The organism is Roseburia sp. AF12-17LB (assembly GCF_003479605.1).
Taxonomy (GTDB): domain Bacteria; phylum Bacillota; class Clostridia; order Lachnospirales; family Lachnospiraceae; genus Roseburia_C; species Roseburia_C amylophila.
Map to the genome: position 1 here is coordinate 18,807 of NZ_QUHR01000008.1, position 18,776 is coordinate 37,582.

20 protein-coding genes are annotated in these 18,776 nt (G+C 40.8%); 6 read left to right on the top strand and 14 right to left on the bottom strand.

The features are described 5' to 3' along the window. The first annotated feature begins 1 nt into the window (after position 1). Positions 2 to 1,513: a hypothetical protein gene (locus DWV68_RS10275; protein WP_118665723.1), complete on the top strand. Its 1,512-nt coding sequence runs from the start codon at positions 2 to 4 to the stop codon at positions 1,511 to 1,513. Between the two features lie 124 nt (positions 1,514 to 1,637). Here the strand turns inward: DWV68_RS10275 and DWV68_RS10280 are convergent, their stop codons facing one another. The 7 genes from DWV68_RS10280 to DWV68_RS10310 form a co-directional block, all read right to left on the bottom strand. Continuing rightward, positions 1,638 to 1,895 carry an HPr family phosphocarrier protein gene (locus DWV68_RS10280; protein ID WP_117697112.1) on the bottom strand — a complete coding sequence of 86 codons (258 nt, stop codon included), beginning with the start codon at positions 1,893 to 1,895 and terminating at the stop codon, positions 1,638 to 1,640. Positions 1,896 to 2,006: 111 nt separating this feature from the next. Continuing rightward, complete coding sequence (locus DWV68_RS10285; RefSeq protein ID WP_118665725.1) at positions 2,007 to 3,917, bottom strand: PTS fructose transporter subunit IIABC; 1,911 nt, start codon at positions 3,915 to 3,917, stop codon at positions 2,007 to 2,009. A gap of 18 nt (positions 3,918 to 3,935) precedes the next feature. Next, on the bottom strand, positions 3,936 to 4,850 hold the full coding sequence (gene pfkB / locus DWV68_RS10290) for a 1-phosphofructokinase (protein ID WP_118172643.1): 915 nt from the start codon (positions 4,848 to 4,850) through the stop codon (positions 3,936 to 3,938). Beyond that, entirely contained in the window at positions 4,847 to 5,596 is a 750-nt protein-coding gene (locus DWV68_RS10295) for a DeoR/GlpR family DNA-binding transcription regulator (protein ID WP_022242619.1), read from the bottom strand. The genes pfkB and DWV68_RS10295 overlap by 4 nt, the downstream gene beginning before the upstream one ends. Positions 5,597 to 5,823: 227 nt before the next feature. Further along, positions 5,824 to 6,324 carry a GreA/GreB family elongation factor gene (locus tag DWV68_RS10300; RefSeq protein ID WP_022242620.1) on the bottom strand — a complete coding sequence of 167 codons (501 nt, stop codon included), beginning with the start codon at positions 6,322 to 6,324 and terminating at the stop codon, positions 5,824 to 5,826. Positions 6,325 to 6,349: 25 nt separating this feature from the next. Next, positions 6,350 to 7,333 carry a phosphate acetyltransferase gene (pta, locus tag DWV68_RS10305; RefSeq protein WP_117697104.1) on the bottom strand — a complete coding sequence of 328 codons (984 nt, stop codon included), beginning with the start codon at positions 7,331 to 7,333 and terminating at the stop codon, positions 6,350 to 6,352. Positions 7,334 to 7,448: 115 nt separating this feature from the next. Continuing rightward, positions 7,449 to 8,123, bottom strand: a complete 675-nt coding sequence (locus tag DWV68_RS10310) for a Crp/Fnr family transcriptional regulator (RefSeq protein ID WP_118056761.1) — start codon at positions 8,121 to 8,123, stop codon at positions 7,449 to 7,451. A gap of 86 nt (positions 8,124 to 8,209) precedes the next feature. Between DWV68_RS10310 and DWV68_RS10315 the strand changes: the two genes are divergently transcribed. After that, a complete protein-coding gene (locus DWV68_RS10315) occupies positions 8,210 to 8,989 on the top strand; it encodes an ATP-binding protein (RefSeq protein ID WP_022242623.1) in 780 nt (259 codons plus the stop codon). A 29-nt stretch (positions 8,990 to 9,018) separates the two neighbouring features. Here DWV68_RS10315 and DWV68_RS10320 read toward each other — a convergent pair whose 3' ends face one another. Then, a complete protein-coding gene (locus DWV68_RS10320; RefSeq protein WP_118056763.1) occupies positions 9,019 to 10,716 on the bottom strand; it encodes an alpha-glucosidase in 1,698 nt (565 codons plus the stop codon). 78 nt (positions 10,717 to 10,794) lie between these two features. After that, entirely contained in the window at positions 10,795 to 11,103 is a 309-nt protein-coding gene (locus DWV68_RS10325; protein WP_118087394.1) for a hypothetical protein, read from the bottom strand. A 130-nt stretch (positions 11,104 to 11,233) separates the two neighbouring features. Between DWV68_RS10325 and DWV68_RS10330 the strand changes: the two genes are divergently transcribed. Continuing rightward, the gene (locus tag DWV68_RS10330) at positions 11,234 to 12,175 is read left to right on the top strand and encodes an AraC family transcriptional regulator (protein ID WP_117840968.1); all 942 of its coding nucleotides are present in this window, start codon (positions 11,234 to 11,236) and stop codon (positions 12,173 to 12,175) included. A gap of 85 nt (positions 12,176 to 12,260) precedes the next feature. Here the strand turns inward: DWV68_RS10330 and DWV68_RS10335 are convergent, their stop codons facing one another. The 3 genes from DWV68_RS10335 to DWV68_RS10345 all read right to left on the bottom strand — a co-directional run bounded on the left by DWV68_RS10335 (position 12,261) and on the right by DWV68_RS10345 (position 14,293). Next, positions 12,261 to 13,013, bottom strand: a complete 753-nt coding sequence (locus tag DWV68_RS10335; protein ID WP_118056764.1) for a DUF6033 family protein — start codon at positions 13,011 to 13,013, stop codon at positions 12,261 to 12,263. Positions 13,014 to 13,114: 101 nt separating this feature from the next. Continuing rightward, positions 13,115 to 13,945, bottom strand: a complete 831-nt coding sequence (locus tag DWV68_RS10340) for an undecaprenyl-diphosphate phosphatase (RefSeq protein ID WP_117946872.1) — start codon at positions 13,943 to 13,945, stop codon at positions 13,115 to 13,117. A 90-nt stretch (positions 13,946 to 14,035) separates the two neighbouring features. Then, positions 14,036 to 14,293, bottom strand: a complete 258-nt coding sequence (locus tag DWV68_RS10345; RefSeq protein WP_118056765.1) for a heavy-metal-associated domain-containing protein — start codon at positions 14,291 to 14,293, stop codon at positions 14,036 to 14,038. 168 nt (positions 14,294 to 14,461) lie between these two features. Between DWV68_RS10345 and DWV68_RS10350 the strand changes: the two genes are divergently transcribed. From DWV68_RS10350 to DWV68_RS10360, 3 genes are read left to right on the top strand one after another with little or no spacing between them, the layout of a single operon-like run. Further along, positions 14,462 to 15,433: a TAXI family TRAP transporter solute-binding subunit gene (locus tag DWV68_RS10350; protein WP_118056766.1), complete on the top strand. Its 972-nt coding sequence runs from the start codon at positions 14,462 to 14,464 to the stop codon at positions 15,431 to 15,433. 11 nt (positions 15,434 to 15,444) lie between these two features. Further along, positions 15,445 to 16,635 (top strand): sodium/glutamate symporter, encoded by a 1,191-nt coding sequence (gltS, locus tag DWV68_RS10355; RefSeq protein WP_118056767.1) that lies wholly within the window; start codon positions 15,445 to 15,447, stop codon positions 16,633 to 16,635. A gap of 15 nt (positions 16,636 to 16,650) precedes the next feature. Then, positions 16,651 to 16,884 carry a hypothetical protein gene (locus DWV68_RS10360; protein ID WP_117697081.1) on the top strand — a complete coding sequence of 78 codons (234 nt, stop codon included), beginning with the start codon at positions 16,651 to 16,653 and terminating at the stop codon, positions 16,882 to 16,884. Between the two features lie 152 nt (positions 16,885 to 17,036). On the opposite strand, the gene DWV68_RS10365 is transcribed toward DWV68_RS10360, so the two are convergent. After that, positions 17,037 to 18,395, bottom strand: a complete 1,359-nt coding sequence (locus DWV68_RS10365; RefSeq protein WP_158561811.1) for a DUF5808 domain-containing protein — start codon at positions 18,393 to 18,395, stop codon at positions 17,037 to 17,039. A 5-nt stretch (positions 18,396 to 18,400) separates the two neighbouring features. Then, positions 18,401 to 18,766 (bottom strand): GntR family transcriptional regulator, encoded by a 366-nt coding sequence (locus DWV68_RS10370; RefSeq protein ID WP_117697075.1) that lies wholly within the window; start codon positions 18,764 to 18,766, stop codon positions 18,401 to 18,403. Positions 18,767 to 18,776: the final 10 nt, after the last annotated feature.

The following is an 18,776-nucleotide window of genomic DNA, read 5'->3' on the forward strand; positions in this document are numbered from 1 at the left end:
TATGTATAATTTAAATGGAGAAAATGTAAACGACAACCCAAATGGTTTTTCCGGAAATGAACCTGCCGGAACTCCAAACCCAGACAACAATGCTCAGATGAACTATGGTCAACCGGCTCCTGAGCAGCAGACGTACAACCAGCCGGAAAATGGTCCTCAGACCTATGATGCCCCAAATGCAAATCAGCAGCAGGCATTCAACCAGAACGATTATAATCCAAACAGCTTTAATCAGAGTGACTATAATCAGAACGCTTATAATCAGTCGGCTTACAATCAGCCAGATTACGGACAGCAGGCATTTAACAATGGAAACACCTATAATGGAAACAGCTACAATGCAGCACCTTCCTACAATATCAACGGTGATGCGCCGAAAAAATCCTGTGTTTTTGGTGTCCTTGGTCTGATTCTTGGTATCGCAGCTTTACCTTTCGGATGGTTTGTTCCAATTATCGGAATCATTCTTGGTATCGCTGCTATCATTCTTTCCATTCTTGGAATGGGTAAGAACCGTGACCTTCGTGGTGCAGCAATTGCCGGATTAATCATTTCCATTCTGGCAACCATCTTTTCTATCGGTGTTATTGTATATGCAGTTATCAATGTTTCTAAAACCTTAAGCAAAGCTGGAAAAGAACTTTTTGACAACAGTGGTATCACATCTGATCTTGATGACTTTGATTTTGATTCCGATTCAGATGATAGTGATGACTATGATGACAGTGATTACAGTGATTACAGCTATGGCGATGACAAAGAAGTTCCTTTAGATAATGTTGTATTATACTCAGCTAATGATGTTACCATTACAGCTACCAGTATTGTATACAGCTACTATGATGATTCTGTAATTCCGGAAATTAAAGTTACTGTTGAAAACAATACTTCTAACGACCTTGGAATCAATGTTGATTATTGTGCAATCAATGGTGTAACCATGTATGGTTATATTTCAGGTGACGTCGCTGCCGGCAAAAAAAGCAACGAAGAACTTAGCATTTCTTCTGATGATTTCACTTTAACCGGTTTTGACAGCATTGATAATATTAAACTTCAGGTAAGCTTCTATGATTCTGATACTTATGATACTTTGATTGATGATGGTGTTGTACAGGATATCAATCTTTCCGATTCCTATACCCCATTCTCTATTTCCTCTGTTCCGGGTGCAGTTGCATTAGATTCCTCTAATGGCATCAATGCATATTATGTCGGCACAACAACCGGTTGGGATGATACACTTGTATTTGTATTCTATATTGAGAACACTACAGATAAAACCTGTGTTGCTGAATCCGATGATTTCTCAATCAATGACTTTATGCAGGATGATTACGGATATGGATATCTTCTTCCTGGAACCGGTACCTTTATGTCAATTGAAGCAAATGATGATATTACATCTATTGATGATGTAACCAATGCTTCTATTAAATTTGAAGTACGTGATTATGATTCTTATGAGACATTCTATTCCTCTGATGAATTAACATTTATCTCAAATAACTAAGGAATTTTAAAATAATACAAATCATCATAAAAGGACCTGCCACTTATCATAAGTGACAGGTCCCTTTTCATCGCTGTGAACACCTTTTCCGAAATGCACTTCAGCTTAAATATTCTTCCTGGCTTTACAGATTCTCCTGTAAGAATGCACTTAATTTTTCAATTGCTGCATCTTCATCTTCACCTTCAGCACGAAGTGTGATTTCTGCACCTTTCTTAGCACCCAGCCCCATAACGCCAAGGATTCTCTTTGCATCTACTTTCTTACCATCCTTTTCAATGGTAATTGCACTTGCAAATCCTGCAGCTTCCTTTACCAGTAATCCTGCCGGTCTTGCATGGATTCCCTGCTCATCTGTGATTGTGTAAGTAAATTCCTTCATGTTCTTCCTCCTAAAAAGTTATATTTTTTCCCGTTTTTTATACCATAGTTTTAATTTGCAAGTATGTTGACTCGCTTATGCTCACTATTCGTGAGTACATCACTTATTATATCATACAATCTTCTTTTTTAACAATCCCAAAAGCAGACAAGATACTGCTGAACCTACAATCAATGATAAAAGATACCAGATTGCATTACCCATTACTAAGAATACGAAGATTCCACCATGTGGTGCCATCAGTGTACAGTTAAATGCCATAGACATTGCTCCTGCAATTGCAGAACCTACCACACAGGCTGGAATCACGCGCAGCGGATCCGCTGCTGCAAACGGTATTGCACCTTCTGTAATAAAGGATAATCCCATAATAAAGTTTGTCGGTCCGGCTTTTCTTTCTTCTGCTGTAAATTTATTTTTGAAAAATAAGGTTCCAAGTGCAATGGCAATTGGTGGTACCATACCGCCAATCATAACGGCTGCCATAATATTATAGTTTCCAGCGGCAATGGATGCAGTTCCAAATACATATGCTGCTTTATTTACAGGGCCGCCCATATCCACAGCCATCATTCCTGCTACCAATGCTCCCAGTAATACAGAGCTTACGCCATTCATATGTGCCAGTCCGGTATTAATTGCAGTATTTAATGCTCCAACCGGCGGTTCGATGATAAAGGTCATCAATGCACCTATTAACAATACACCAAGCAGCGGATACAGTAGAACCGGTTTCAATCCATCCAGACCTTTTGGCAGTTTGTCAAAGATTTTCTTTAATAACTGGATGATAAGACCTGCAGCAAATCCGGCTACTAAGGCTCCAAGGAAACCTGATTTTCCATTTGCTGCAATTGCTCCTCCAACGAAACCTACTACCAGTCCAGGACGGTCTGCAATACTCATGGCAATATAGCCAGCCAGTACAGGAAGCATAAAGCCAAATGCCAGTCCTCCAATGGACTTAAAGAATGCTGCTGCCGGAAGAATTGTACCAAAATTAGCACGCTCATCCGTAGGAAGTGATGCAAGGTCTACACCAAAGCTGTCGATTAAGAATGCAATGGCAATCATAATACCACCACCGACAACAAATGGAAGCATATGGGAAACACCGTTCATCAGATGCTTGTAAACTTTGTGTCCAAAGCTTTCTCCGCCCATGCTTTCATTTTCTGATGCTTCCCCGCTGCCTTTATAAATTGGTGCATCCTTTGCCATAGCGCGCTGTATTAATTTATCTGCTTTACTGATTCCATCGGAAACCTGACAGATGATAACCGGTTTTCCGGCAAAACGATCCATCGGGACTTTGGTATCGGCTGCTACAATAATACAGTCTGCCTCTTCAATTTCTTTTGCAGTAAGCACATTTTTTGCTCCGCCGGAGCCTCTTGTTTCCACCTTAATAAAGCAGCCTAATTCTGCTGCCTTCTTTTCCAGACTTTCTGCTGCCATGTATGTATGGGCAATTCCAGTCGGACATCCGGTTACTGCAAGAATCTTTTTCTGATTTTCTTCCGGTTCCTTTATTTCTGCTTCCTTCTGTTCTTCCTTTTCTTCCTTCTCAGACTCTGCTTCATCAATGACTTTTAAGAATTCCTCTACCGAAGCTGCCTGTTTTAATCCGTTGGTGAAATTCTCATCCATCAGAAGAACAGACAGACGGCTTAATACATCAAGATGTACATTATCTTCTGTATCCGGTGCTGCAATTAAGAATATTAAATGAACTTTCTCTCCATCTAAGGCATCAAAATCTACCCCATCCTTTAATACCATTGCACTTAATCCCGGTTTCTTTACGGCTGCTGATTTGCAATGAGGAATTGCAATGCCCTCTCCAATTCCTGTGGTACTCTCTTCCTCTCTTGCAAAGACTCCTTTCCGGTAAGTCTCTTCATCTGTAATTTTTCCACTCTTTACCATCAGGGAAACCATCTGGTTTAATACATCTTCCTTTCCGGTTGCTGAGCCATTCAACTGAATGCTTTCCGGTGCCAGCAAATCTCTGATTCTCATATACCTTCCTCCTTTTTCTTAAAATGAAAATGCATGATTCTTTAATAATTGTTCTACTTCTTCTTTCGTTGCAAGTTCTTCTGAAAATGCACTGGCGCTTCCGGTACAGACTCCCATCTTAAACGCCTGCGCATAATCCTTATTCTTTAAATATCCTGCCAGGAAACCTGCCACCATGGAGTCTCCTGCTCCTACGGAATTCTTTACTTTACCCTTCGGAGCTTCGCTCTCAAAAGCTTTTCCCTCTTCTGTCAAAAGCACAGCCCCGTCACCTGCCATGGAAACAAGTACATTTCTTGCACCCTGCTCCTGCAGCTTCGCTGCGTATTTCTTTACATCCTCTTTGCTGCTGATTGTCACACCAAATAACTGTCCTAATTCATGATTATTCGGTTTAATCAGGAATGGATGAAGCGGAAGTACATTTGCCAGAAGTTCTCTGGTTGCATCTACAGCAATCATGACATCCTTTCCTTCCAGGTATTTCATGATATCCATATATATGGACTGTGGCATAACATCCGGTATGCTTCCTGCCAGTACCAGCACATCTCCGGTTTTTAAGGTATCTAATTTGGCATAAAGCTTCTCGATATCTGTGCTGCGGATCATCGGCCCCTGGCCATTGATTTCTGTCTCTTCTGTGGAACGAAGCTTCACATTAATTCTGGATATTCCTTTCTCTACCTGAATGAAATCGGTATTTACCCCCTCTTCATCCAGGCGTTTGCTGATTTCTTCTCCGGTAAAGCCTGCTAAGAAGCCCCATGCGGTACTCTTTAATCCCAGATGATTCAATACGATGGATACGTTGATTCCCTTTCCTCCCGGAAACATTTTCTCCTGTTCCGTCCGATTTACCTGACCGGTTTTGAAGGTTTTTACATCCACAACATAATCCAGTGACGGATTAAACGTTACGGTATAAATCATTCTTCCACCTCCTTTATATTTTTATACTTCCGATAAGATTCTAAGGTAAGACCTGTTGTAATCACATCTGCTGAAGCAAATGGTGCAAATGTCACACTGGATATCTGTGCAAATTTACTCTTATCTCCCAGGATATAACACTGTCTGCAATTTGCCATTGCTTTCTTCTTTACCATAGCCTCTTTCACATCCGGTGTGGTATATCCTTTTTCTACATTAATTCCATTGGTTCCGAAGAAGCCTTTTGTAAAGTTATATTTATCCAAGGACTCCACTGCCTCAGCACCTACCACAGCTTCTGTGGATGCCTTGAACTCTCCGCCGATGATATAAACCTCACATCCCAGTTCAGAGAGCCGTTTTGCATGGGCTACTGCGTTGGTTACCACACAGGATGGCTTCACATCCATAAAATCAATCATACAGTCTGTTGTGGTTCCCGCATCCAGATAAATAAAATCATCTGCTGTAATTAAGGATGCTGCATACTTCGCTATAGCTGCCTTCTCATCACGATGCATGTTTCTTCGAAGTGGCACATCATCATCCTGTGTATGAAAAACTGTTCCTCTTAAAATTGCACCGCCATGAACCTTCAAAAGCTTTCCATTTTCGTCTAAAGTATTCAAATCTCTTCGTACCGTTGACTCGGAAGCATCGAAAAGCTGCATCAGCTCAGTCACTTTAACACTGCCCTGTTCTTCCAGCAGGGAAAGGATTTTTCCATATCTTTCCTCTGTCAGCATATCATCCCTCCCATTCCTATTTTCTGCTTTCTATGGTTTTATTATACGTTCAAAAGCCGTCATAGTCAATCATATTCCGTCATTTTCATTCACAAAAATCCATTTTACAATTTGTGCAAAATATACAAAAAAGCCTGTAAAAGCATCACCTTTTACAGACCTCTTCTCGCCTTTTTAAACCGTTTTCCGGTTCTTATTCTTATTCTTATTCTTATTCTTATTATCTTTTAGAAGCTTCGGATTTTCTCGTTCTCTTCTCCGGTATTTTCAATTTTACGGATTATAACATCATAACTGTAATCGTCATTTACCTTCACACTGACACGGTCTCCTACCTTATGACCAAGCACTGCTTTCCCCATAGGAGATTCGATACTGATTAATCCTTTCAGCGAATTTCCACGCATGGTAGTCACCAATTTGAAGGATTCTTCCATATCATCTTCTTCAATATAAACCGTCACCGTATTATTGATACCTGCCTCGTCTTCCTTAGAGTCATCTGATACCACGACTGCAGTACGAATCATGCGCTCTAAATAACGAATTCTGCTTTCGTTTTTATTCTTATCTTTCTTGGCGGCATAATACTCGAAGTTTTCACTTAAGTCACCCTGTTCTCTTGCTTCCTGTACAGCACGGATTGCATTCTTTCGTACCACTAATTTCCGATATTCAATTTCTTCTTCCATCTTCTTGATATCACTTTGTGTTAATTCGTTATGCATACCGTCACCTTTTCATTCTAACAGCTTACGCTAATGCAGCTGTAATAATTGCCATGGAATATACTTCTGATGCATTACATCCACGGGATAAGTCATTGATTGGTGCATTTAATCCAAGAAGAATCGGACCATATGCATCAAAGTTACCAAGACGCTGCGCAATCTTATATCCAATATTTCCTGCATTGATATCCGGGAAAATAAATGTATTTGCATGTCCTGCCACTTTGGATTCCGGACATTTGGTACGTGCAACTCTTGGAGATACGGCTGCATCAAACTGAAGCTCTCCCTCGATTGGAAGCTCCGGATATTTTTCTCTTGTCTTGTTTGCAGCATTACGCATCTTATCTACATCCTCGCCCTTTCCGGAGCCTAATGTAGAATAGCTTAAGAATGCCACCTTTGGATCTACACCGAATATCTTTGCACACTCTGCTGCTTCTCCGGCAATTTCAACCAGTTCATCTTCTGTCGGATGAATGTTGATTGCACAGTCAGCCATTGCCAGTACTTCATTCTCGCCGGTTGCAGAAGGACGTACCAGAATAAAGCAGGATGATACAATGCTGTTACCCGGTTTTGTCTTAATTAACTGTAATGCCGGACGAACAGTATCTGCTGTAGAATAGGTTGCTCCACCTAACAGTGCATCAGCATATCCCATTTTTACTAACATGGTTCCGAAATAATTAGCCTGTGAAAGAATTCCTTTTGCCTGCTCCGGTGTTACGCCTTTGCTCTTTCTTAAATCACAGAACATGGTAACCATTTCATCAAATTTTTCAAAATGTAATGGATCGATAATTTTGGCTCCACGAATATTAAATCCGCTCTCCTCTGCTGCTTTCTGAATCTCAGCCTCATTTCCAACCAGAATCGGGCTTAAGAAATTACTTGCCAGCAGGCGGGATGCTGCCTCTAAAATTCTTGGGTCATTTCCCTCTGTAAACACAATTTTCTTTGGGCTTTTCTTTAAAATATCAATCAGTTGACCAAAACCAAACATATCTTTCTCTCCTCTTTTTCTATGTATTATTTTAACTGCATATTATTGTACCCTCTTTTAAATAAAAATCAAGTTTTGAATTCAGTACAATTTCTCAAGAGTGCATTTTCTTCTATTACAAATATGCATCTCTGTTCAGGCAAAAATGATTCTTCCGGAAAGAAAGCCGTCCCTCATCTCTTAATTTTCCAAGCTCCGTTGACATCGCACTCCGTTCCACAGAAAGATAATCTGCTAACTGCTGTCTGGAAAATGGAATATCAAACTCTGATGTTCCATGCTTCTGTGCCTCTGCTGACAGATAGGACAATAACTTTTCCCTGGTATTGCGTTTTCCCATATGGGTTAATTTTTCATTAAAGCGAAGATTCTTTTCTGCCATATTCTCTAATAAATTCCGAAGCAGAACCAGCTTCCAGCCTTCCGTTTCTCCATCTGCATCCAATATATTCTGAACGTTCAGCCACAGCACATCTGCCGCCTCTTCTGCAATCACATTTACATTAATATTCCGCCTCTGCATACAGGCAAAGGTCTCTGCAAAAACATCCCCTGGACCTATCTTTGCAACCAGATTCCGGTTTCCCCAGAAATCCTCCTGCACAATCAAAAGTCCGCCAGAAACCAGCAGCCCCATTTCTTTTACCTGCTCTCCGCAGTGCAGAATATAATTTTCTTTATCATAAGTCATCTCATGGGCATCTAATCCCTTTAAGACTTTCTCCTCTTCTGTTTCCTCAATTCCTTCAAAAAAAGGTGAATTTTTCATTTCTGCAGGAAATTTTTTCATTTTATAACCTCCGTTGTTTTTCCAACCGATTATTTATTGCTATTATAGTATACTGACCATACAAAATCAACGAGGAGGAATCTAAAATGATTCGTAAAATAATTCATATTGATAAAGAAAAATGCAATGGATGCGGTTTATGTGCATCCGCCTGCCACGAAGGTGCCATCGGCATGGTCGATGGAAAAGCCCAGCTTTTAAGAGAGGATTACTGCGATGGGTTAGGTGACTGTCTTCCGGCATGTCCTACCGGTGCTATTACCTTTGTACAGAGGGAAGCCGCAGCTTATGACGAAGCCGCTGTAAAAGAGCACTTAAAGAACCGTGAAGCGGCTTCGGTAAAACCTGCAGTTTCAGCCAATCACGCAGCTCCGGTTTTCAGCGGATGTCCGGGCAGCCGGATGCGCTCCATGCAGCGTAAAAACACGGAAAATACTTCTGCAGGCTCTAATACCGCATCCGGTACTGCATCCAACGCAGTCACAGCAGGAAACGCACCGGAAAGCCAGCTTACCCAGTGGCCGGTTCAGATTAAATTAGCACCTACAAATGCTCCGTATTTTGACAATGCAAGACTGCTGATTGCTGCAGACTGTACAGCTTTTGCCTATGGCAATTTCCATGAAAAATTCATAAAAAACCACATCACCCTGATTGGATGTCCCAAACTGGATGATGTGGATTACAGTGAAAAGCTTACTGAAATTATCCGTAATAACAATATCAGAGATATCAGTATTGTGCGCATGGAGGTTCCGTGCTGCGGCGGCATTGTAATGGCTGTCCAGAATGCCTTAAAGCAAAGCGGGAAAATGATTCCATGGCAGGTTGTTACCATCTCTGTTGATGGCAAGATTATGGAATAAATTTCCAGATTAAATTGCTTCCACAAATCTTACTTTTCTAATTCTAAGACAACGGTTTCACAGCTGTCTAATGTAATTGTTCCATTTAAGGCTGCCTCAGCATTGATTGCTTCCTGGCGGCCTTCATTGGTTAACAATACCTTGGCAATTCTTTTCTCTAATGTGATGGTATGCTCTTCTGTTCCAAAGTTTGCAAGAATCAAAAGCTTCTGACCGCTTTCTTCATTTACCCGTTCAAAAGCAAATATGTCATCTGCATTTTCATACTTTGGTTTAAAAATACCATAAGTGAAAGTATCTTTGTATTCTTTTGCCTTACGCAGTGCAATTAATTTCCTATAATAAGCCAATACAGAATCTGCCTTATGTTCCTGGGCTGCTACATTGATTTCCATGTAATTCGGATTCATGGCAAGCCATGGAGTTCCATCGGTAAATCCGCCATTTTTTCCATCGGACCACTGCATTGGTGTTCTGGCATTATCACGGCTGTTCTCATAACAGCATTTCAGTGCTTCTTCTTCACTGAGTCCTGCACGCAACGCCTCCTGATACTGGTCGATGGTGCTGATGTCATCATATTCTGAAATATCATTTCGTTTGCAGTTGGTCATCCCGATTTCCTGTCCCTGATAGATAAATGGAATTCCACGCAAAAGAACGGATACGGTTCCAAGCATCTTCTTTCCTGCATCATTTCTGGCATGCTCCGGCAGATAATGAGTTGCTCCTCTTGGTTCATCATGATTTTCAATAATGTTTGCCTTAAAGCATTTTCCCTGTAATTCCTGCTGGGAATCGAAAATTACTTTCCGCCATTCCTCAAAACGTAATGGTTTCTGGTCGTACCAGCCATGCTCACCAAAAGTAAGCACATGGGCGCTGAAATCAAACATCGTAGAGAAATGTCCATCCTCTCCGATAAATTCCAAGAGTTCATCTTCCTTCATATTAAAGACTTCTCCTACTGTAAAGGCATCATACTTCTCAAAGGTCTCATGTTTTAATTCTTCGAGAAAATCTCCTACTCCATTTACCTCTTCTACCATCCTGATGCAGGTTACAAGTCCGTCCGGTCCATCCGGCTCAAAGGACGGGAAGTTAATATCTTTCTTGATATTGATAATTGCATCTATACGGAATCCTGCCACGCCTTTGTCTAACCACCAGTTCACCATTTCATAGATTTTCTGACGTACTACCGGATTCTCCCAGTTTAAATCCGGCTGCTCTTTGGCGAACATATGAAGATAGTATTTATCACTGTTTGGCACCTTCTCCCAGGTACTTCCGCCAAAATAGGAACGGTAATTACTTGGAGCCTTGCCATCTTTTCCTTTCACAAAATAGAAATAATCTGCATACTCTCCATCCGGGTCTGCCAGTGCTTTCCGGAACCACTCATGCTGGTCGGAGCAATGATTTACCACCAGATCCATTACGATATACATATCACGTTTCTTTGCTTCCGCAAGCAGCTCATCAAACTCTTCCATGGTTCCGAATTCTTCAGCAATATTATAATAATCTGAAATATCATATCCCTGGTCTACAAATGGGGATTTATAAATCGGTGAAAGCCATACGATATCGATACCCAGTTCCTTTAAATAATCCAGTCTGGATATGATTCCTCTCAAATCACCGATTCCATCTCCGTTGCTGTCCTGAAAGCTCTTTGGATAAATCTGATATGCCACCTTGTCATGCCACCATTTTTTCTTCATGTTCTCATCCTCCATATTTCCATTATTCCTGTATTTACACTTCGTTCTTTGTATGATACTGTTATTATATACGAAGTTTTAGGAAGTTTCTTCCGTGATATTTGCGTTTTTATTGCACAATCCTGCTCTTTTATGTAAAACAAAATAAACGATATGATTATGGATTTCAGATGCAGACGGTGGAAGGTAGGTTATAGGATACAAAATAGCAGCATTTCTTAGATACATTTTTTCTTGATTATAAACTGTCTTTCCGCTTGCTTTGACGAGGATATCTGCACCGTCTGTCGAGTGTGGATGCTGCATAAAGATAGTAAGGCGCACTAAGAATTTCAGTATTAATATTATTTTATCTGCCAACCGGCGCAAATTCACATCCATGTTCATATGCGCCTCGCCGGCACGTCCCGGTGCCAGCGTTGGCTATTGCTGTATAAAATTCTAAGTGCGCCTAACAATCCTTATCATAAATCAGGATAAATGCTGTTTAAATAAGCAACATTAAAAGGAGATTCCCATGAAAGATAAAAAACAACTCCCTCTGGAACAAAAAGAAAAGGCCGTTCATGGCGAACGAATTTTTCCATTAAAGAAATATCTTACTACGTTGCAGGAACGGTATCCCATTGTTACGCCACACTGGCATGAAGAGGCTGAATTTACCCTGATTACCAGCGGTGTCTGTACGTATCAGGTTGACCTTGAAAGCTTTCAGGCTATGCCTGGAGATTTCGTTTTCATTCCTCCTCTGGCTCTGCATTCCATTGCCATATTACCTGCCGGGCATATGCATTCGGAAACATATGTCTTTCACCTTGATTTCCTTGGTGCATCCTCTGCAGATATCTGTGCCATGCGATATCTGATGCCCCTTGCCAAGCAGCAGCTGATTCCCCCTTTTCATATAGTAAAAGAGCACCCGGTCTACCCGGATGCCCTCGCATTGTTCTATGAAATCAGCAGCTGTTATTCCGCTGCCCAGCCGGGATATGAACTAATGTTAAAATCCCTGCTGTTAAAGCTTCTTACCCTTCTACTTCCGTACTGCAGCAAAAGTTCTGAGCAGCCACAGCTTCAAAGCGAACATACCCAGAAGATTAAGGGTGTCTTAGAATATATCGGATTACATTATACCGAAAATATTTCTATTGAAAGCCTGGCATCCTCCTGCTATTTCAGCGAATACCATTTCATGCGCTTTTTTAAGAAATATGTCGGAATGTCATGCTTAGATTATATCAAGAGCCTGCGCCTGCAAAAGGCTGCCGACCTCTTAGAACAGCAGGAGCTTTCCATTACAGATGCCGCCATGACTGCCGGTTTCAGCAGCCTTTCCTACTTCTACCGGGAATTTAAAAAACGCTATGGCATGACACCACGCCAGTTTATCCATTCCCTTCCGGAACGTCAGCATACGAATCGTACCTCTACTCCAGGCAGTCCTTTTTCTCCACTTTGATTTCCCAGTGGATTAAGAAAGTCAGGTCTGCCCGGAGTGCAATATATAGGGGTTCTTTTCCATATTGTATCCTGCCTTTTATTAATTATCCACGAAAATCTACATTCCAGCCAACCTGTTTTTCCTGTGGTGTAAATACATAATCGCTCATGCTGTCATATAACATATCCTGGATTTTCTTTTCCAGTTCTTCCAACGAACCAGCAGTAACCGTTACAAGCTCTTCACTCTTACCAGTTTTATCCGTGCTGTCAGTCCTGTCCGATTTCTTAACGGAAGATGTATCTTCATCCTCCTTATTCATTCGTTTCTCATAAGCTTCCTTCTGAGCTTTCTTACGTTCTGCACGGTTTTCTTCCTGTTTCTTTTCGATACGTTTCTTCTGAAGAGATAAAGACTTATCTACAACTGCAAAAAATGATGCATTGCCGCCATCATTTACCTGAATGCCATATGCCTTCACACCACTCTGTCCATTAGCAAACCGACTCTGCATGGTTGCAAGCTGACTGGATGCATTGGCTATGATTCCCTCGTACTGTTTCCGGTAAGACTCATCTTCTGCCATCCGCTCAATCTTCTCTTCATCAATCAGGACCACCATTTTGTTGGCATTGGCATACTGTCCTGCATTGGCTTTTGCTGTCTCTTTCATATCCTTGGATACCAGAATGAAATCCATCGTGCTAAATTTCTTTTTCAGCTTCTCATAATACTCTTTCGCCTTATCCGAAAGCTTTGGCTCTCCAATGGTTTTTCCGGAGACTTTGCTGCTCTTTTCCGATTCCGTATAACCAGAAACGTTTTCTGCCACCTGATTTACTGCGTTTGTGTTCATAAAAATTCCTCCTTGAAAATATCTATAAGCAAATCCTTTTGCTTAAAACAATCTGTTCCATTCTTTATATCGGAAGAATCTCTCATTTTCTTAAGCGGTTCCTATAGTGCAAAATAGCCTAAAACAATGGCTCCAAGAATAATCCGGTACCAGCCAAATACTTTAAAATCGTGTTTTTTGATATAGCCCATCAGAAAACGAATGACTACTACAGATACCGCAAATGCTACCACGCAACCTAAGCCTAAGACACAAAGTTCCTGAGCAGAAAACGCAAAGCCGAACTTAATAAGTTTGATCAGGCTCCAGCCAAACATAACCGGCACAGCCAGGAAAAATGTAAACTCTGCTGCAGCCACACGGGATACTCCGATTAAAAGTGCTCCGATAATGGTTGCACCGGAACGGGAGGTTCCCGGAATAATTGCAAGTACCTGAAAAAGTCCGATAAAAAATGCTGTCTGATAAGTAATATCATTTAAGCTTTCCACCCTTACTTTCCGCTTTTTATTCCAGTTTTCAATCAGAATAAACGCAAAACCATAGAAAATCAATGCAGCAGCAATCACAAGCGGTGTATGAAAATGTGCATCCACATAATCATCAAACAAAAGCGTTACCACAGCTCCCGGTATGCAGGCAGCTACAACCTTAAACCATAAAGAAAAAATATCTTTCCGGATGACCGGCTGTGTCTTGTCTTTAAACTGAAACGGGAACATTTTCTTCCAGAACAAAAGCACTACCGCAAGAATAGCTCCCAACTGTATCACCACGAAAAACATCTCTTTGAATGAATCTGTCATATCAAGCCTGATAAATTCATCCACTAAAAGCATATGTCCTGTGCTGCTGATTGGAAGCCATTCTGTAATTCCTTCTACAATTCCAAGAAAAATAACCTTCAGCATTTCTACAAAATCCAATAACATTTCGTTGTCCTCTTTTCCTATTATTTCCGATTCCTCATTTTAACATACTATGCCGATAATATATATATTATTTTTCTTAAGATATTCTGTTTACTTGCGGAATGCTGAAAATAATCCCTTCTTCTCATATGGTTCTTTTGTTACTTCTAACGCATCATATCCACTGTTTTTAATCACTTCTTTGATTTTTTTCTCTGGAATATCGGTATCGGTAATAATTACGGTCTCTTTTTTACTGTGGGATGAAGTTACTTTCTTTACCGGAAATGCTGCCCGCACTGCATCATTTACATGTGCCTCACACATTCCACACTGCATACCATCTACTTTTACTGTTATTTTCTGCATAAATCCTTCCTCCTTCATTTCATTCCATCACATTATAATCTCTTTTTTTCTAAAAAAATATAGGATTAACGATATTTTTTCTCACTAATTTTTCGCTCTTCCTTTTCTGAAAAAATTATTGTAAAATACTTTACTGGGATTAAATTTTAAAAAGAAAGGATTTTATATATGAAAAAACCATTCCGTCTTCTTCTATGTCTTGCGCTGCTTTTTGTGAGTGGATGCAGTGGTTATCAGAAAACCATCCGCTTTGGTGCCGCTGACATAGGTGGAATCTACTATACCTTTGCCAATACCTTTACCGGGCTTGCCTCCTCGGAGGATGATACCTATCAGTTTGAAGTTAAGACAACCGCAGGCTCTGCTGCCAATCTAAGGCTGCTCTCCGGTGGATATATCGAACTTGGATTAGCCCAGTCTGACCTGATTGCCTCCGCCTATGAAGGCAGTGGAATTTTTGAGGGAGAGCCTTGTCAGGGATATTCCGCTATTGCCGGGCTTTATACGGAAGCCTGTCAGATTGTCGTCCGTGCAGACTCCAATATTCAGACGCTGGATGATTTACAGGGCAAAATCGTCAGCATCGGTGCGGAGGATTCCGGTACTGAACAGAACGCTAACCAGATTCTGACCATGAGCGGACTTACCACTGAGCTGGTGAAAACAGTAAACCTCGATTATACCGATGCTGCTGACCAGCTTATCAATGGAAAAATCGATGCATTTTTCTGTACTGCCGGTATCCAGACAACTGTAATCGAAGAATTAGCCAAAGAATGTGATATCCGTCTTTTGGATATTGATGAGAAATGCAGGAATAAATTGCTGTCTGCTTATCCATCCTATAGTGAATATACCATTCCTGCCAATACTTACACCGGACAGACGGAAGATATCCATACCCTTGGTGTCAAAGCGGTTCTCCTTGCTTCCGACAAGCTCTCTTCCGATACGGTAGAGCACTTGACGGAATGGCTTTTTTCCCATGCGAAGGATTTACAGTATGCAACTTCTTTAAACCTGCAATTAGATGAAACTTATGCTACTGATGGCATACCGATTCCATTCCATCCGGGTGCTGTTGCCTATTATGAGAAACAGGGCATTACGCTTTCTTCCGAAAGCAATACACCAAACTAGAAAGGAACACTATGAATATACATTTAGATATGTACCAGACCTTAGCTGTTGCTGTGCTGGTACTCATGCTAGGGAGTTTTTTACGAAAGAAAATACATTTTCTGGAAAAATTCTGTATTCCGGCACCCGTTATCGGCGGTCTGCTCTTTGCGATTTTCACCTGTATCTGTTACAGCACCGGAGTTGCAGAATTTTCCTTTGATGATACCCTGCGGGAAGTATGTATGGTATTCTTCTTTACTTCCGTAGGATTTCAGGCTAACTTAAAAGTCTTAAAAAGTGGTGGGAAATCCATGGCAGTATTTTTAGGACTGGTCATTACCCTTATTATTACCCAGAACTTTCTTGCCGTTGGATTATCCAAACTATTAGGATTAAATCCATTAATCGGTATGTGTACCGGTTCCATTCCAATGGTGGGCGGACATGGTACAGCAGGTGCTTTTGGACCGGTACTGGAGGATTTCAATATCCATGGTGCCACTACCATCTGTACCGCTGCTGCTACCTTCGGTCTGATTACAGGAAGCCTGATTGGCGGTCCTTTAGGAAAACGCCTGGTAGAAAAGAAAAATCTTCTCTCTACTGTTGCTTCCGAAGATGACAGCCTCTTAGTGGAAGATGAGAAAAAACACGAACGCCATACCAACATGTATGCTTCCGCTGTTTTCCAGCTTATCCTTGCCATTGGACTTGGTACTATTTTCTCCTATTTTCTGACAAAAACAGGACTGACTTTTCCAATTTATATTGGTGCCATGTTAGCAGCCGCACTGATTCGTAATATTGTGGAATACTCCCATGGCAATGCCACGATCCATATGGGAGAAATTAATGACCTGGGTGGTATTTCCCTGTCATTATTTCTTGGTATGGCTATGATTACTTTAAAATTATGGGAACTGGCTTCTCTGGCACTTCCGCTTATCATTTTATTAAGCTCACAGGTCATTCTGATTGCTGTATTTACTTACTTTATTGAGTTCAATATTATGGGGCGGGATTATGATGCAGCAGTCCTTGTTGCAGGTACCTGCGGATTCGGTATGGGTGCCACACCAAATGCCATGGCAAATATGCAGGCTCTCTGCGACCGCTATGTTCCATCCGTCAAAGCATACCTTCTGATTCCACTGGTGGGAAGTCTGTTTGCCGATTTCATCAACAGCCTTGTAATTACATTTTTTATTAATATTTTGTAAATAAAGGAGCACCTTATGTTTCATTTTAAAAATAAAATCAAGAATGCAAGAAAAGAACGTGAAAAGAAAAATTATGATCTGACTTATGATAATGTTGCCATTCCAGAGGTGCACAAGACATCTTCCACTCCGGATACAGCAGAAAATACCACTGCTGCCTTTCCATCTGAATCTTCCGATGAACAGACTTCCAGTGTCAGCTTTGATAATGTTGCGATTCCGGAAATTCATATACGAAAGAAAAACTAATTTCACTTTTGAATACAGACCGCCGGCAGGAAAAACACATTCCTTTCTTATGTGTTTTTCCTGCCGGCCGTTTTCAATCTTTCCTATTTTTTCAATTTTTCTGTTTCTTTCAATTTTTCTGTTTCTTCAATTTTTCTATTTTCAATCTCTTTCTATCTGCTCAGAATTTCCTTATAAATTTCTTCTGTCTGTGCATCATCCACTCCGCTCATATAATATTGTTTTCCATTTGCCGAAAAATGCAAAAATTTCTTATTCTGCGGATTTAAAAACTCCTGACATTCTCCCTGCTCATAAATCTTAAATGTTCCTTTCTCAAGATTATCCATTCCTGTTCCATTTATCTTAGACCTGCGCGGAAGTTCTGTCACCATTTCCACCTCTTCTATGGTATCCAGCGGAAGCTCATAATCGGTGCGGATATGCTCTGCACAAAGATTGCCATTTTCTATTTCCAGATGAATCGGTGTAAACTCTTCTGCAATCACCCAGGCACATAAAATTGGAATAGTAAGAAATACCAGTGCTGTAAATAGCATTGTTGCTTTTCCAGCTTTTGACGCCATATTTACAGTTGTTCCAATGCCGACTTTTTTATCTACCATCGTATGCGGATCATTAGGATTATAATAAAGAACACCGCCTATCCAGTTTCTATCATCTTCTGTTCCATTGCTTAAATCATGTTTGCCTGCATAAGCCTTTTCCACTTTTCCCAGTCTGATAAATACCGGAATGCATATCACCAGCAGGAGAACTGCATACACTATCATGGCAATAAGCATTATGCTTTCTACCTTCTTATCTACGAATGAAATTGCCAGAAGAAATAATATCAATATGGTATTCATCCAGATACAGCAAAGCCAGAAATTTTTCCAGATATTTTTCTTTGCCCTGCTATAATTGATATTAATGTCACTATCTGAACTGATGACCTGTATCGGCTGTCTGTCCATAATAACTGCGACTAGAAAATAAATGAATCCACAGGCAGCTCCAATCAGACAGGATATTCCAACCATTTTATAAACCGGCAGCGCTAAAGCTGCGCCTATAATGCCTATGGCAAGCGGAAGAAAGAATTGGAAAAAATGTATGCACCGAATGGCTCCCGCATTCTTTAGTTCCACATATCGCTCTGTTGACTGTGTCTCATAGTATCCCTTTTGCCGCTTCCATTCTTTCAGCCGGCTATTGGCAAAGACCAATAGCAGCATCAGTAATATAATTGCTCCAAACATCCATACCAGCCAGATCGTCATCTGGATGGAAAAATACGGTGTCAAAAGACTGCTAAAAGGAATTACCGCAAGCAGCAGCCCATACCATCTCATTTCTCTTTTAAACCGCTTCTGAATTGCCTTTACTTCATCCTCTTCGAACCATTCCGGTTTCATATTTACACCAAAAATACTTCCATTCTTCTGTCCGCTTTGCAGCGCCATTACCACATATACAATAAATAATACCGGATACAATGTTGCAAAAAATATAATATTAAGAAACATCTTCATCACCCCTTATACATATTCCTGCATAATGCTAAAAATTCTTCCTGCGTTATGCCACATATCTTTGCCTCGGAAATCACCTGTTGTAATATTATTTTGGATTTCTCCTGCAGTTCCTTTGTCTCAGTAAATTCATTCCGCACATGAGCGCCATTCCGCCGGTCGGTATAAATATATCCTTCCTGCTTTAATAATGCATATGCCTTATTTACTGTCATAGAATTGATTCCTATCTCTCCTGCCAAAGCCCGGACCGTTGGAAGCTGCTCACCTGGCTTTAACCTGCCATCCGAAATTCCCAGTACAATCTGATTACGAATCTGCTGGTAAATCGGCACTTCCGCTGTCTCATCAATCGATATGACCATCTGAAAACTT